The following is a 13,646-nucleotide window of genomic DNA, read 5'->3' as shown; positions in this document are numbered from 1 at the left end:
GCCCGGCGGGGTCGTGATGGGCCGTGACTTTAGGGGGTGGTCGGCTCGGTGGGGCAGAGGTGGGGGACACGATGTGACTGTCTTGTTATGCCGCTTGTCGTGCCTTCGCCCCGGCCTGTCCGTGTGGTGTGCGCGTGCGGTCGTTCCCGGTGCAGACCGTGGTTCAGATCGTTTCGTTGTCGCGCAGGATGCAGGTGAGGCGGGCGGTGCACACGCGCTTGTCGTGTTCGTCGGTGATGACGATCTCGTAGGTGGCGGTGGTGCGTCCGCGGTGGACGGGGGTGGCGACGCCGGTGACCAGGCCGGAGCGCACTCCGCGGTGGTGGGTGCAGTTGAGGTCCACGCCGACCGCGATGCGGGCGGGGCCGCCGTGGAGCATGGCGCCGACGGAGCCGAGGGTTTCGGCGAGCACGGCGGAGGCGCCGCCGTGCAGGAGTCCGTACGGCTGGGTGTTGCCCTCGACGGGCATGGTGCCCACGACGCGCTCGGGGGATGCCTCGGACACGTCCACGCTCATGCGTTCGCCGAGGTGTCCGGCGGAGAAGAGGGCGTTGAGGTCGAGCCCGCTGCCGGCCCACTGGTCGAGGATCTCCTGCGGGAACGTGGTCTTGCTGCGCTCGCCCATGCGTCGTGGCTCCGATCACCCGTGGTCGTTGTGGTGTGAAATTGTTTTCGGCCGGACGGCCCGGCGTCAACGGTTGCCGGGGGACGGGTCCTGGGCCGGGGCGTCGTGGGGGCGTTCGATCCTGATGACGACGGACTTGCTGGCCGGGGTGTTGCTGGTGTCGGCGGTGTGGTCCAGGGGGACGAGGACGTTGGTCTCGGGGTAGTAGGCGGCGGCGCAGCCGCGGGCCGTGGGGTAGTGGACGACGCGGAAGCCGGGTGCGCGGCGTTCGCTGCCGTCGGTCCATTCGCTGACGAGGTCGGCGTAGGCGCCGTCGGCGAGGTCGAGGTCGCGGGCGTCGTCGGGGTGGAGGAGGACGACGCGGCGGCCGTTCTTGATGCCGCGGTAGCGGTCGTCCAGGCCGTAGATGGTGGTGTTGTACTGGTCGTGCGAGCGGAGGGTCTGGAGGAGGAGGCGTCCCTCGGGCACGCGCGGGTACTCGACGGCGGCGGCGGTGAAGTTGGCCTTGCCGGTGGTGGTGGGGAAGCGGCGGCTGTCGCGGGGGGCGTGGGGGAGGGTGAAGCCTCCGGGCTCGGCGACGCGGGTGTTGAAGTCCTCGAAGCCGGGGATGACGCGGGCGATGCGGTCGCGGATGGCGGCGTAGTCGCGCTCGAAGGCCTCCCACGGTGTCTTGCTGCCGTCGCCGAGGACGCGGCGGGCGAGGCGGCACACGATGGCCGGCTCGGACAGCAGTCGCGGGCCGGCGGGTTCCAGGCGTCCGCGGGAGGCGTGGACCATGCCCATGGAGTCCTCGACGGTGACGAACTGGTCGCCCGAGGCCTGGCGGTCGCGTTCGGTGCGGCCGAGGGTGGGCAGGATCAGGGCCCGTGCGCCGGTGATCACGTGTGAGCGGTTGAGTTTGGTGGAGACGTGGACGGTGAGGCGGGCGCGGCGGATGGCGGCCTCGGTGACGTCGGTGTCGGGGGTGGCGGCGACGAAGTTGCCGCCCATGGCGAAGAAGACCTTGGCGGCTCCGTCGCGGAGGGCTCGGATGGCCCGGACGACGTCGAGGCCGTGCTCTCGGGGCGGGGCGAAGCCGAACTCCTTCTCCAGGGCGTCGAGGAACGCGGGGGCGGGGCGTTCGAAGATGCCCATGGTGCGGTCGCCCTGGACGTTGCTGTGTCCGCGGACGGGGCAGACGCCGGCGCCGGGCCGGCCGATGTTGCCGCGCAGCAGCAGGAAGTTGACGACTTCCTTGATGGTGGGCACGGCGTGCTTGTGCTGGGTGAGGCCCATGGCCCAGCACACGACGGTGCGGCGGGAGGCGAGGACCATGCGCAGGGCGGCCTCGATGTCCTCGCGGGGCAGGCCGGTGGCGCGCAGGGTCTCGTCCCAGTCGGCGGCGCGGGCCGCGCGGGCGAACTCCTCGAAGCCGTGGGTGTGCTCGCGGACGAAGTCGGTGTCGACGGCGCCGTCGGTGTCGAGGACCAGCTTGTTGAGGAGGCGGAAGAGGGCCTGGTCGCCGCCGAGGCGGATCTGGAGGAAGAGGTCGGTCAGGGCGGTGCCGCCGCCGGCGAGGCCGCGGGCGTTCTGGGGGTTCTTGAACCGCTCCAGGCCGGCCTCGGGCAGGGGGTTGACCGTGATGATCCGTGCGCCGCCGGTCTTGGCCTTCTCCAGGGCGCTGAGCATGCGGGGGTGGTTGGTGCCGGGGTTCTGGCCGGCGACGATGATCAGGTCGGCCTTGTGGAGGTCCTCCAGGAGGACGCTGCCCTTGCCGATGCCGATGGTCTCGGTGAGTGCGGAGCCCGAGGACTCGTGGCACATGTTGGAGCAGTCGGGCAGGTTGTTGGTGCCGTACTCGCGGGCGAAGAGCTGGTAGAGGAAGGCGGCTTCGTTGCTGGTGCGCCCGGAGGTGTAGAAGACGGCTTCGTCGGGGGAGGTGAGGGCGGTGAGTTCCTCGGCGACGATGTCGAAGGCCCGTTCCCAGGAGACGGGCTCGTAGTGCTCGGCGCCCTCGGCCAGGTACATGGGTTCGGTGAGCCGGCCCTGCTGGCCGAGCCAGTAGCCGCTGCGGTCGGCGAGCTGGGCGACGGGGTGGGCGGCGAAGAAGGCGGGGGTGACGCGGCGCAGCGTGGCTTCCTCGGCGACGGCCTTGGCGCCGTTCTCGCAGAACTCGGCGGCGTGGCGCTTGTCGGGTTCGGGCCAGGCACAGCCGGGGCAGTCGAAGCCGTCCTTCTGGTTGACCTTGAGGAGGGTCAGGGCGGTGCGGCGCACGCCCATCTGCTGCTGGGCGATGCGCAGGGTGTGGGCGATGGCGGGCAGGCCGGCGGCGGCGTGCTGCGGGGCGGTGACGTCGGGTGCGTCCTGTACGGGGTCGCCGGTGGGCGGCTTGCCTGCCATGTCGCTCTCCCTTGAGCGGATCGGTGGTGCTCGGGGTGGCCTCGGTGGTGCGCGGGCCGCGCGGCGCGGCCGGTGGGCGCGTCGCGGTCGTGCGTGCGGTGCCGATCCTGTCACGGGGGTCGGACGGTGGGGATGGCGGAGGGTGATCCGTGGCTCGGGGCGGTCGGGATTGTCAGTGGGCCGTGGCAGGATCGGGGGCGTGGCAGCAAAGGCATCGAAAACACCGTCCGAAGTGAAAGACCCGACCGGCGCCGAGGCGGCGGAGGGGGGTCGTCCCCGCCTGCTCCTGATGGACGGGCACTCCATGGCGTACCGGGCGTTCTTCGCCCTGCCCGTGGAGAACTTCACGACGTCCGCCGGGCAGCACACGAACGCGGTGTACGGCTTCGCGTCGATGCTGGCCAACACGCTGCGTGACGAGCAGCCCACGCACTTCGCGGTGGCGTTCGACGTCTCGCGCAAGACCTGGCGCTCGGAGGAGTTCCCCGAGTACAAGGCGACCCGGTCGAAGACGCCGGACGAGTTCAAGAGCCAGGTGGAGCTGATCGGCCGGCTGCTGGACCACATGCAGGTGCCGCGCTTCGCCGTGGACGGCTTCGAGGCCGACGACGTGATCGCCACGCTCGCCACCCAGGCCGAGGCCAAGGGCTTCGAGGTCGCGATCGTCACCGGCGACCGGGACTCCTTCCAGCTGGTCAGCGACAGCGTCACGGTGCTGTATCCGACCAAGGGGGTCTCGGAGCTCACGCGATTCACCCCCGAGAAGGTCGTGGAGAAGTACGGGCTGACCCCGGCGCAGTACCCCGACTTCGCGGCGCTGCGCGGTGACCCGTCGGACAACCTCCCGGGCATCCCGGGCGTGGGCGAGAAGACGGCCGCGAAGTGGATCAACCAGTTCGGTTCGTTCGCCGAGCTGGTCGAGCGCGTCGAGGAGGTCAAGGGCAAGGCCGGGCAGAACCTCCGCGATCACCTGGAGGCGGTCAAGCTCAACCGCCGTCTGACGGAGATGGTGCGTGACGTCGAGCTGTCCACGGGCCCCGAGGGCCTGATCCGCGAGGCCTACGACCTGCCGGCCCTGACCGAGCTGCTGGACGAGCTGGAGATCCGCAACAAGAGCCTGCGGGACCGGCTGAACGGCACCGACCCGGCGGCGGCCGTGCAGGAGGCCGCGGAGGAGATCGAGATCGAGCTCGACGGCCGCATGCTGGGCGCCGACGAGCTGGCCCCGTGGCTGGCGGCCATCCCGGCGGACGTGCCGGCCGCGGTCGTCGCGGGCTACGACTGGAAGCTGGGCAGCGGTGACGTCCACGAGGTGGCCCTCGCGCTGCCCGACGGCCGTGCCTGCTGGTTCGTGCCGCAGGACCTGACGGAGGGCGACGACCGGGCCTTCGCCGGCTGGCTGGCGGACGCCGGCCGCCCCAAGGTCCTCCACATGGCCAAGCGGGTCGTGCGCGTCTTCGCCGAGCGCGGCTGGAACGTGGCGGGCGTCACGATGGACACCGCGGTCGCCGCCTATGTGGACGAGCCCGGGGCGCGGCTGTTCGAGACGGACCCGCTCAACCGCCACCGGCAGAAGCGGGCCGGCAAGGTGCGGTTCAACAAGGGCAAGCGCCAGCTCACCGAGCTGGAGGTCCTCGTCGAGGACAAGCTGGGCCGCGTCCTGCCGCGCGTCGACCCCGAGAAGGCCGACGCCGGGCAGCAGGCGTTCGACTTCGACGGCGAAGGCGACAAGGACGCCGCCGAGAAGCTCATGCTCGAAGGCCGCGCCGTGCTCGACCTCGGTCAGTTCTACGAGCGGAAGCTGGCCGGCACCGGTGCGCTGAAGCTCATGCGCGAGCTGGAGTTCCCGGTCGGCGACCTGCTGGTCGCCATGGAGCGCGAAGGCATCGCGGTCGACCGTGAGCGCCTGCAGCGGCTGTCCGAGGAGTACCAGGGCGAGATGGAGCAGGCCGTCAAGGAGGCGCACGCCGCCGCCGGGCGGGAGTTCAACCTCTCCTCGCCCAAGCAGCTCCAGGAAGTCCTCTTCGACGAGCTCGGGCTGCCGAAGACCAAGAAGATCAAGACGGGTTACACCACCGACGCCGACGCGCTGGCCTGGCTCGCCGCCCAGACGGAGAACGAGCTCCCGGTCGTCCTGCTGCGCCACCGTGACCGCGCCAAGCTGCGCACCACCGTCGACGGTCTGATCAACAACGTCGCCGCGGACGGCCGCATCCACACCACCTTCAACCAGATGGTGGCGGCCACCGGCCGGCTCTCGTCCACCGACCCGAACCTGCAGAACATCCCGGTGCGCACCGCCGACGGCAGCCGCATCCGCAGGTGTTTCGTCGTCGGTGAGGGCCATGAGTCCCTGATGACGGCCGACTACAGCCAGATCGAACTGCGCGTGATGGCCCACCTCTCCGAGGACGAGGGCCTGATCGAGGCCTTCACCTCCGGCGAGGACCTGCACACCACCGTCGCCTCCCAGGTGTTCGGCGTCGCCAAGAGCGAGGTCGACCCCGAGATGCGCCGCAAGATCAAGGCGATGTCGTACGGACTGGCCTACGGCCTGTCCGCCTTCGGCCTCTCCCAGCAGCTGAACATCGCGCCCGATGAGGCGCGCCGTTTGATGGACACGTTCTTCGAGCGGTTCGGCGGGGTGCGCGACTACCTCCAGCGCGTCGTCGAGGAGGCCCGCGCCACGGGCTACACCGAGACGATCATGGGTCGTCGCCGTTACCTCCCGGATCTCAACAGCGACAACCGCCAGCGCCGTGAGATGGCCGAGCGCATGGCCCTCAACGCCCCGATCCAGGGCACGGCCGCCGACATCGTCAAGGTCGCGATGCTGCGGGTGGCCGAGGCGCTGACCGCCGAGGGGCTCACCTCCCGGATGATCCTCCAGGTGCACGACGAAATCGTGCTGGAGATCGCTCCCGGCGAGCGCGAGAAGGTCGAGACGCTGGTCCGGCGCGAGATGGCCGGCGCGGTCGAGCTGCGCGCCCCGCTGGACGTGTCGGTGGGCGTCGGCGGGGACTGGGAGTCCGCCGCGCACTGACGGACCGCACCAGCGGCACCGCCGGTCCGGGCGAGCGCCCGGCGCGGCGCGCCCCGGCGGCCGGGGTCACCGCGGAGGCCCTGGTCCGGGACACCGGTACGCGTCACGGCTCTTCTCCCCCGCACGGGGGGAGAAGAGCCGTGACGCGTTGTTCTCATCTCCGTCCGGCGTTGCTACCGTTCCCTGATCCTGACGCATCGTCAGGTGTCGGGATCCCGCCGGGAGGCTCCGCATGCGCGCACTGGCCGCCGCGGCCGTCGGACTGGCCGCCGCCCTCGCCCTGGTCCTGACCCTCACGGCCGTCGGCCCGCCCCGGGGCGAGACCTCCCCCAGGCCCCTGCTGACCTCCGCCCCCGCACACCCCTAGCGGGAGGGACCCGCCATGCGCCGCAGAGCGAGCCTGGTGCTGCTGGCCCTCGCCGTCTTCTTCGCCGCCCTGTCGCCCCTGCTGCGCTGGTACGCCTTCCCCCGGCTGGCCAAGGTCCCGGCGGGCCGCTACCAGACGGTCGTCCTGGAGGCCAAGGACGCCACCCTCATCGACTACGGCACCCTCGAACCCCGCACGGTCCCCCGCCTCACCATGATCCAGACCCTCAAGGGCAACGTGGAGGAGGCCAACAAGGTCAAGAAGGAGACGGGCAGGGACGTCGTCGTCTGGGACACCCTCTCCCACGCCGCCGGACCCGACGGCGCGATGGTCTCGCAGATCCCCGAGCGCTACGTCTTCGACGCCCACAGCCAGCAGCCCGTGCACGCGGGCGGCGAGCACGTCGACGGCACCCCGGTGCGGCGCGACGGCATCGAGTTCAAATGGCCGTTCCTCGTCGAGAAGCGCGACTACCGCTACTTCGACCTGATGACCCGCACGTCCGCGCCCATTCACTACCGCGGCACCCGCGACTTCCACGGACTGCGTGTCTACTACTTCGAGCAGACGATCCCCTGGACCGAGGTGCCCCTGCCCCGGCGGCTCCCGCTCGGCATCACCCCCGACACCGTCCGGGCGCTCGGCCTGGAGCGCTGGTACAGCACCAGACGCATGTTCTGGGTGGACCCCACCACCGGCGCCCCCGTCAACGGCGAAGAGGTCCACCAGGAGGAGATGCGCTGGACCGGCCACCCCGAGAAGAAGCCGATCACCGCCTTCGCCGGCCATGTGAAGATGCGCCCGGACTACGTCGACTCCACCGTCGCCCTCGTGAAGTCCCAGCGACAGCTCGTCCTCCTGCTCACCAGCTACCTGCCCTGGGGCTTCCTGGCCCTCGGCGGCGCCCTGCTCGTCCTCTCCCTGGTCCTGGAGGCCCGAGATCGTCGTGCACGCGCCGCCGAACTGTCACACGATGGAGGGAAACCCGAACGGGCGGCCCCCGGTGAGGGGGCGCTGAGCAGAGGAGGCTCGCCGTGAAGGAGAGTCCCGAGGACACATCGAAAACGTCCAGGCCGAGCCGGCTCTACACCGGCGGCGAGCGGCCCTTCGACCCCGAGGACCTGGTCATGGCCTCCGGTCACGACGTGACGCCCGAGCGGATCGAACGGGCCAAGCGCCTGATCGAGGAACAGGGGGCGGCGGCCGTCGAGCGCTACCTCCCCTGACCTCCCCCCACGCCCGTCCCCGTGCCGGCCGGCGCATCAAGGCCCTCTGCCCGGCCGGCACGACACCGCCCCCGGGTGCCGTCCGGGTGACGGCCGCGCGGCAGGCGGTGTCCTGTGCGTCAGCCCGGCTCGGCTGCCCTTCAGGCCGCGGCCCGTAGCCGCACGCCCACGCACGCCCCCCGGCACCGACGCCGCCCGGGTGCCACGGCCGGTCCGGCCGCAGGGCGCCTTCCGGCTAGCGCCTTCTGGCTAGCGCCTGGCGTTGGTGCGCCGCGTCGCCGTCGCCGTGGAGGGGTCCTCGGGCCACGGGTGCTGCGGGTACCGGCCGCGCAGCTCCGCCCGTACGGACCGGTAGCCGTCCCGCCAGAACGACGCCAGGTCCGCCGTGACCGCCGCCGGCCGTCCCGCCGGCGACAGCAGGTGGACGAGCACGGGCACGCGCCCGCCCGCCAAGCGCGGCGTCTCCCGCATGCCGAAGAGCTCCTGCAGCTTGACGGCCAGCACGGGCTGCTCACCCGCGTAGTCCACGCGGATCCGCGAACCGCTCGGCACCTCGATGCGCTCCGGGGCCAGCTCCTCCAGCCGGGCGGCCTCACCGCCCGCCCACGGAAGCAGCCGCTCCAGACCCTTGCCGGCGTCCAGCCGCTCCAGATCGGCGCGCCGCCGGGCCCGGTCCAGCTCCCAGCCCAGCCAGTCGTCCGCCCGGCCGAGCAGCGCCTCGTCCGAGACGTCGGGCCACGGATCGCCCAGCTCCCGGCGCAGGAACGCCAGCCGCTGCCGCAGGCCCACCGCCTCCGGGCTCCACCGCAGCAGCCCGAGCCCCTCCCGGCGCAGGCCCTCGACCAGGGCGGCCCGCACCAGGGACGGGTCCGGCGAGGCGAGCGTCCCGGCCGTCAGTTCCACCGCGCCCAGTCGCGCCACCCGGCGCGCCACGACGTCCCGCCGCTCCCCGGACCAGCACACCTCCTCGCTCTCCGAGAACAGCGCCCCGGCGGCCTCCCGCGCCGTGTCCTCGTCGATCACCGCACCCAGCCGCACCCGCGCGGAGGCCGCCGTCACCGGGCGGTCCGCCACCGCGATCGCGAGCCAGGGCGCGCTGTGCAGCCGTGACCCCTCGCCCAGGCCGGCGCCGGTGCCGGACACCATGAGGTAGGACTCTCCGCCCCGCGCCCGGGCCACCCGCTCCGGGAAGGCGAGCGCGGCGATCAGCCCGGCGACGGCGTCGTCGGCGTGCGGGGAACCGGCGGGGGAGCGCGAACCGCCCTGCGGCGCGGACAGGCCGTCGCGCGCCCCTCCAGCGCCGGAAGCGGCCGGCTGCCCGGGCCCCTCCGTCCGCTGCGGACCGCGGGCCTCGGGCGCCGCCCCGCCGGAGGCGCTCCGCACGGCGCTCTCCAGGCGTTTGGCCTCGGCCTTCCAGCGGGCGCCGTAGGCGTCGCCCCCGCGGCGGGCGGAACGCCAGGCGGCGGCCAGGTCGTCGCCGTACTCCCGCGGCGGCTCCTCGCTCAGCAGGGCCACGACCTCCGCCGCCCGGCGCGCGCCCACCTCGCGAGCGCCGTCCAGGAGGGCGCGTGCCAGGCGGGGATGCACGCCCAGGCGGGCCATGCGCCGGCCCCGGTCCGTGGGCCGCCCCACCGCGTCGACCGCGCCCGTGGCCGTCAGGACGCCGCGCGCCGCGGCCAGCGCACCCGGCGGCGGCGCGTCGAGGAGGGCCAGCCCCGTCGCGTCCGGATCACCCCAGCAGGCCACCTGGAGGGCGAACGCGGTCAGGTCCGCCACCGTGATCTCGGCCGCCGGGAACGCCGGCAGCCGCACGTCGTCCGCCTCCGCCCAGCAGCGGTACACCGTCCCCGGCGCCTCACGCCCCGCCCGGCCCGCGCGCTGCCGGGCGGCCGCCCGCGACGCCCGTACGGTCGTGAGGGCGCTCAGCCCCCGGGCGTGGTCGGTGCGCGGCTCGCGCGCCAGGCCCGCGTCCACCACGATCCGCACACCCGGCACGGTCAGGCTCGACTCCGCGACGGAAGTCGCCAGCACCACCCGGCGCCGGCCCGAGCCGCCCGCCAGCACGGCGTCCTGCACGGTGGCCGGTGCCCGCCCGTGCACCTGGAGCACCTCCGCGCCGCCCGGCCCCTGTGCGCCGCCCAGCAGGCCCGCCACCCGGCCGATCTCGCCGACGCCGGGAAGGAAGCACAGCACGTCCCCCTCCCGCTCGCGCAGCGCCCGCCGCACCACCGCGGCCACGTGCTCCAGCAGTACGGGATCCACCCGCATGCCGTGCGGCGGCCGCACCGGACGCTCCGGGGGCGCCCACACCACGTCGACGGGATGCGACACGCCCTGCGCCTCGACGACGGGCGCCCCGCCCAGCAGCCGGGCCCAGCCCTCCGCGTCCGTCGTGGCGGAGGCGGCGACCAGCCGCAGCTCCGGCCGGAGGGCCGCCCGTACGTCCAGGAGGAAGGCCGCGGCGGTGTCGGCGTCCAGATGCCGTTCGTGGCACTCGTCGAGCACCACGGCGTCCACGCCGGCCAGCTCCGGGTCGCGCTGGAGACGTTGCAGCAGCACACCGGTCGTGACCACCTCGACCACCGTCGAGGGCCCGGCGCGCCGCTCGCCGCGGACGGTGAAACCGACCCTCCCGCCGACCTCCTCGCCCAGCAGCCAGGCCATGCGTCGCGCGGCGGCCCGCGCCGCGATGCGCCGCGGCTCGGCGACCACGACCCGGCGCACGGGCCGCTCGGCGGCGTCGCGCGCCTCGTCTCCCGGCGGCCCCGCCAGTCCCGCCAGGACCAGCGGGACGAGCGTCGTCTTGCCCGTACCGGGTGGCGCGCACAGCACCGCCGCGCCGTGCTCGTCCAACGCGCGGGTGAGGGCGGGCAGCGCGGTCCGTACGGGCAGTCGTTCGAGGGCGTCGGCAGGGATCACGGGTCAAGTCTCTCCGAGGCCCCGGCCGGGCCGGCGCGCAGGCCGTGGCCCGGCCGGGGACGGGGCGCGGCGGGTCAGCCGCGCTCGCAGACGAAGATCGCCGTGCCGGGGATCAGATGGCCGCGCAGCGGGGACCAGCCGCCCCACTCCTGGGTGTTCCAGGCCGGCCACTCGGGCTCGACCAGGTCGACCAGCCGGAAGCCGGCCGCCACGATGTCCCGCACCCGGTCGCCGACCGTCCGGTGGTGCTCCACATAGACGGCACGGCCCGTCTCGTCCTGCTCCACGTACGGCGTGCGGTCGAAGTAGGAGGCCGCGACGGACAGCCCTTCGGGCCCCGGCTCGTCGGGGAAGGCCCAGCGGACGGGATGAGTGACGCTGAAGACCCAGCGTGCGCCGGGGCGCAGCACCCGGTGCACCTCGCGCATCACCCGTACGGGATCGGCGACGAACGGCACGGCGCCGTAGGCCGAGCACGCGAGGTCGAAGGAGCCGTCCGCGAAGGGCAGGGCCCCGGCGTCCGCCTCCACCAGCGGGAAGTCCGCGCCGATGCGCAGGGCGTGCTGGAGCTGCCGGTGGGAGAGGTCGAGGGCTACGGGCCGCGCGCCCCGGGCGGCCAGCCAGCGCGAGCACTGCGCCGCGCCCGCCCCGATCTCCAGGACGTCGAGGCCCTTGAGGGCGCTCGCGGGGCCCAGCAGGGCCGCGTCGGCCTCGTCGAGGCCCTCGGGGCCCCAGACGAACCGGTCGTCGCCGAGGAAGCCGCCGTGCTCGGTCTGGTACTCGTCGGCGTTGCGGTCCCACCAGCCGCGGCTGGCGCGGCTGCTCTCGGTCTCGCCGGTCTCCCGGCGGGTCGCTGCGGGCTCGTGTTCTTCGGTCATCTCGGCGGTCGCTCGCCCTCGGCCTCGGCGGTGGATGGATGGTGTGGCGGTGCGCGGTCTGGGGCCGGGGCGGGCCCGCGGACGCCGGGCCGGCCCTGCCGGCTCGTCGGCCGGCTGGCGGGCCGGCCGCGCCCGGCGCGCTGGATCGTCGGCCCTACCCGGCGGTAATCTGTCGTGCCCCCGCGGTCAGCGGCCCGGGGGCGGGCCTCGCGCGGCACGCCGACGGGGAACGATCTTTGCAGGCGCCGCTCCGGGGCGCTCGGCGGGGGCGTTCGGGGGCCGTCGTGGCCTCGCACAACCCGAATTGCGCCGGAATTACGGCGTTTCGTCCCGGGTGTTCGCCTTCGCGCATTGACCGTGCCCGGCTGCCCCCGTATGCTACAAGTTGCGCTGCGGGCCTGCGCGCCTCAGACGGAGCAGGTCGCGCTCGCACTTGTTGTATGTCCCCTCGGTTGTCGAGGTGCTCCCGATATTTCGGGTCTTCGGACCCCCAATGGAGAGTGCGCCTCCAAGGCTGTCCGGCTTCGGCGGTGCGATACGGGCTCTCGGCGTAGCAGTACCTACGACTTCAATGTCCGTACCGGAGCCCTTTCCCACATGACGAGCAGCACCGAGACCACCGCCACCACCCCGCAGGTTGCGGTCAACGACATCGGTAACGAGGAAGCCTTCCTCGCCGCGATCGACGAGACGATCAAGTACTTCAACGACGGCGACATCGTCGACGGCGTCATCGTGAAGGTCGACCGGGACGAGGTCCTGCTCGACATCGGTTACAAGACCGAGGGTGTCATCCCCTCGCGCGAGCTCTCGATCAAGCACGACGTCGACCCGAACGAGGTCGTCAAGGTCGGCGACGAGATCGAGGCCCTGGTCCTCCAGAAGGAGGACAAGGAAGGCCGCCTGATCCTCTCGAAGAAGCGCGCCCAGTACGAGCGCGCCTGGGGCACCATCGAGAAGATCAAGGAAGAGGACGGCATCGTCACCGGTACCGTCATCGAGGTCGTCAAGGGTGGTCTCATCCTCGACATCGGCCTCCGTGGCTTCCTGCCGGCCTCCCTGGTCGAGATGCGTCGCGTCCGCGACCTCCAGCCCTACGTGGGCAAGGAGCTCGAGGCCAAGATCATCGAGCTGGACAAGAACCGCAACAACGTGGTCCTGTCCCGCCGCGCCTGGCTGGAGCAGACCCAGAGCGAGGTCCGCCAGACCTTCCTCACCACCCTCCAGAAGGGTCAGGTGCGCTCCGGCGTCGTCTCCTCCATCGTCAACTTCGGTGCCTTCGTGGACCTGGGTGGCGTCGACGGTCTCGTTCACGTCTCCGAGCTGTCCTGGAAGCACATCGACCACCCCTCCGAGGTCGTCGAGGTCGGCCAGGAGGTCACGGTCGAGGTCCTGGACGTCGACATGGACCGCGAGCGCGTCTCCCTGTCGCTCAAGGCGACCCAGGAAGACCCGTGGCAGCAGTTCGCCCGGACCCACCAGATCGGTCAGGTCGTCCCGGGTAAGGTCACCAAGCTCGTTCCCTTCGGTGCGTTCGTGCGCGTCGACGAGGGCATCGAGGGCCTGGTCCACATCTCCGAGCTGGCCGAGCGCCACGTGGAGATCCCGGAGCAGGTCGTCCAGGTCAACGACGAGATCTTCGTCAAGGTCATCGACATCGACCTCGAGCGTCGTCGCATCAGCCTCTCGCTGAAGCAGGCCAACGAGTCCTTCGGTGCCGACCCGTCCGTGGTCGAGTTCGACCCGACCCTGTACGGCATGGCCGCGTCCTACGACGACCAGGGCAACTACATCTACCCCGAGGGCTTCGACCCCGAGGCCAACGACTGGCTGCCGGGTTACGAGAAGCAGCGCGAGGAGTGGGAGCGCCAGTACGCCGAGGCGCAGCAGCGCTTCGAGCAGCACCAGGCGCAGGTCATCAAGTCCCGCGAGGCGGACGCCGAGGCTGCGGCCGAGGGCGCCCAGGCCGCCCCGCAGGCCGGTGGCCAGGTCTCCGGCGGCTCGTACTCCTCGGAGTCGGCCGACACCTCCGGCGCCCTGGCGTCGGACGAGGCGCTCGCCGCCCTCCGCGAGAAGCTCGCCGGCGGCCAGAGCTGAGGCTCGAACCGACGCGCAGCTGACCGCAGCTGACTGATGTAAGGCCCGCTTTCCTTGGAGAGCGGGCCTTACTCATGTTCCGGGGTCGGGAATGACCAGTGGCCCCAAGGAC

General features: G+C 72.6%; 9 protein-coding genes. 5 read left to right on the top strand and 4 right to left on the bottom strand.

The window, feature by feature from the left end:
- Positions 1-163 precede the first annotated feature (163 nt).
- Positions 164-625: a PaaI family thioesterase gene (locus CYQ11_RS07305; RefSeq protein ID WP_099197804.1), complete on the bottom strand. Its 462-nt coding sequence runs from the start codon at positions 623-625 to the stop codon at positions 164-166.
- A 66-nt stretch (positions 626-691) separates the two neighbouring features.
- Entirely contained in the window at positions 692-3,004 is a 2,313-nt protein-coding gene (locus tag CYQ11_RS07300; RefSeq protein ID WP_099197805.1) for an FdhF/YdeP family oxidoreductase, read from the bottom strand.
- A gap of 199 nt (positions 3,005-3,203) precedes the next feature.
- Between CYQ11_RS07300 and polA the strand changes: the two genes are divergently transcribed.
- The 4 genes from polA to CYQ11_RS07280 all read left to right on the top strand — a co-directional run bounded on the left by polA (position 3,204) and on the right by CYQ11_RS07280 (position 7,640).
- Positions 3,204-6,047, top strand: coding sequence for a DNA polymerase I (gene polA, locus CYQ11_RS07295; protein ID WP_104650971.1), 2,844 nt, complete (start codon positions 3,204-3,206; stop codon positions 6,045-6,047).
- Between the two features lie 232 nt (positions 6,048-6,279).
- On the top strand, positions 6,280-6,414 hold the full coding sequence (locus CYQ11_RS07290; protein WP_104650970.1) for an SPW_0924 family protein: 135 nt from the start codon (positions 6,280-6,282) through the stop codon (positions 6,412-6,414).
- Positions 6,415-6,429: 15 nt separating this feature from the next.
- Positions 6,430-7,452: a cell envelope lipid trafficking protein PgfA gene (pgfA, locus tag CYQ11_RS07285; RefSeq protein WP_099201892.1), complete on the top strand. Its 1,023-nt coding sequence runs from the start codon at positions 6,430-6,432 to the stop codon at positions 7,450-7,452.
- On the top strand, positions 7,449-7,640 hold the full coding sequence (locus CYQ11_RS07280) for a hypothetical protein (RefSeq protein ID WP_099201893.1): 192 nt from the start codon (positions 7,449-7,451) through the stop codon (positions 7,638-7,640). Before pgfA ends, CYQ11_RS07280 begins: the two co-directional genes overlap by 4 nt.
- 249 nt (positions 7,641-7,889) lie before the next feature.
- On the opposite strand, the gene CYQ11_RS07275 is transcribed toward CYQ11_RS07280, so the two are convergent.
- Positions 7,890-10,559 carry an ATP-dependent RNA helicase gene (locus tag CYQ11_RS07275; protein WP_099201894.1) on the bottom strand — a complete coding sequence of 890 codons (2,670 nt, stop codon included), beginning with the start codon at positions 10,557-10,559 and terminating at the stop codon, positions 7,890-7,892.
- 74 nt (positions 10,560-10,633) lie between these two features.
- A complete protein-coding gene (locus CYQ11_RS07270) occupies positions 10,634-11,437 on the bottom strand; it encodes a class I SAM-dependent methyltransferase (RefSeq protein WP_099201895.1) in 804 nt (267 codons plus the stop codon).
- A 597-nt stretch (positions 11,438-12,034) separates the two neighbouring features.
- Between CYQ11_RS07270 and rpsA the strand changes: the two genes are divergently transcribed.
- Positions 12,035-13,534 carry a 30S ribosomal protein S1 gene (gene rpsA, locus CYQ11_RS07260; RefSeq protein ID WP_099201896.1) on the top strand — a complete coding sequence of 500 codons (1,500 nt, stop codon included), beginning with the start codon at positions 12,035-12,037 and terminating at the stop codon, positions 13,532-13,534.
- Positions 13,535-13,646 lie beyond the last annotated feature (112 nt).

Source organism: Streptomyces cinnamoneus, assembly GCF_002939475.1.
Classification (GTDB): Bacteria; Actinomycetota; Actinomycetes; order Streptomycetales; family Streptomycetaceae; genus Streptomyces; species Streptomyces cinnamoneus_A.
The sequence above is the reverse complement of the archived record's forward strand: the minus strand, read 5'-3'. Positions and strand labels throughout refer to the sequence as shown.

Bases quoted from the DNA above. Each gene is read 5' to 3' on its own strand.
- CYQ11_RS07270 (WP_099201895.1), bottom strand. From the start codon at position 11,437: ATGACCGAAGAACACGAGCCCGCAGCGACCCGCCGGGAGACCGGCGAG.
- CYQ11_RS07290 (WP_104650970.1), top strand. From the start codon at position 6,280: ATGCGCGCACTGGCCGCCGCGGCCGTCGGACTGGCCGCCGCCCTCGCC.
- CYQ11_RS07305 (WP_099197804.1), bottom strand. From the start codon at position 625: ATGGGCGAGCGCAGCAAGACCACGTTCCCGCAGGAGATCCTCGACCAG.
- rpsA (WP_099201896.1), top strand. From the start codon at position 12,035: ATGACGAGCAGCACCGAGACCACCGCCACCACCCCGCAGGTTGCGGTC.
- CYQ11_RS07300 (WP_099197805.1), bottom strand. From the start codon at position 3,004: ATGGCAGGCAAGCCGCCCACCGGCGACCCCGTACAGGACGCACCCGAC.
- pgfA (WP_099201892.1), top strand. From the start codon at position 6,430: ATGCGCCGCAGAGCGAGCCTGGTGCTGCTGGCCCTCGCCGTCTTCTTC.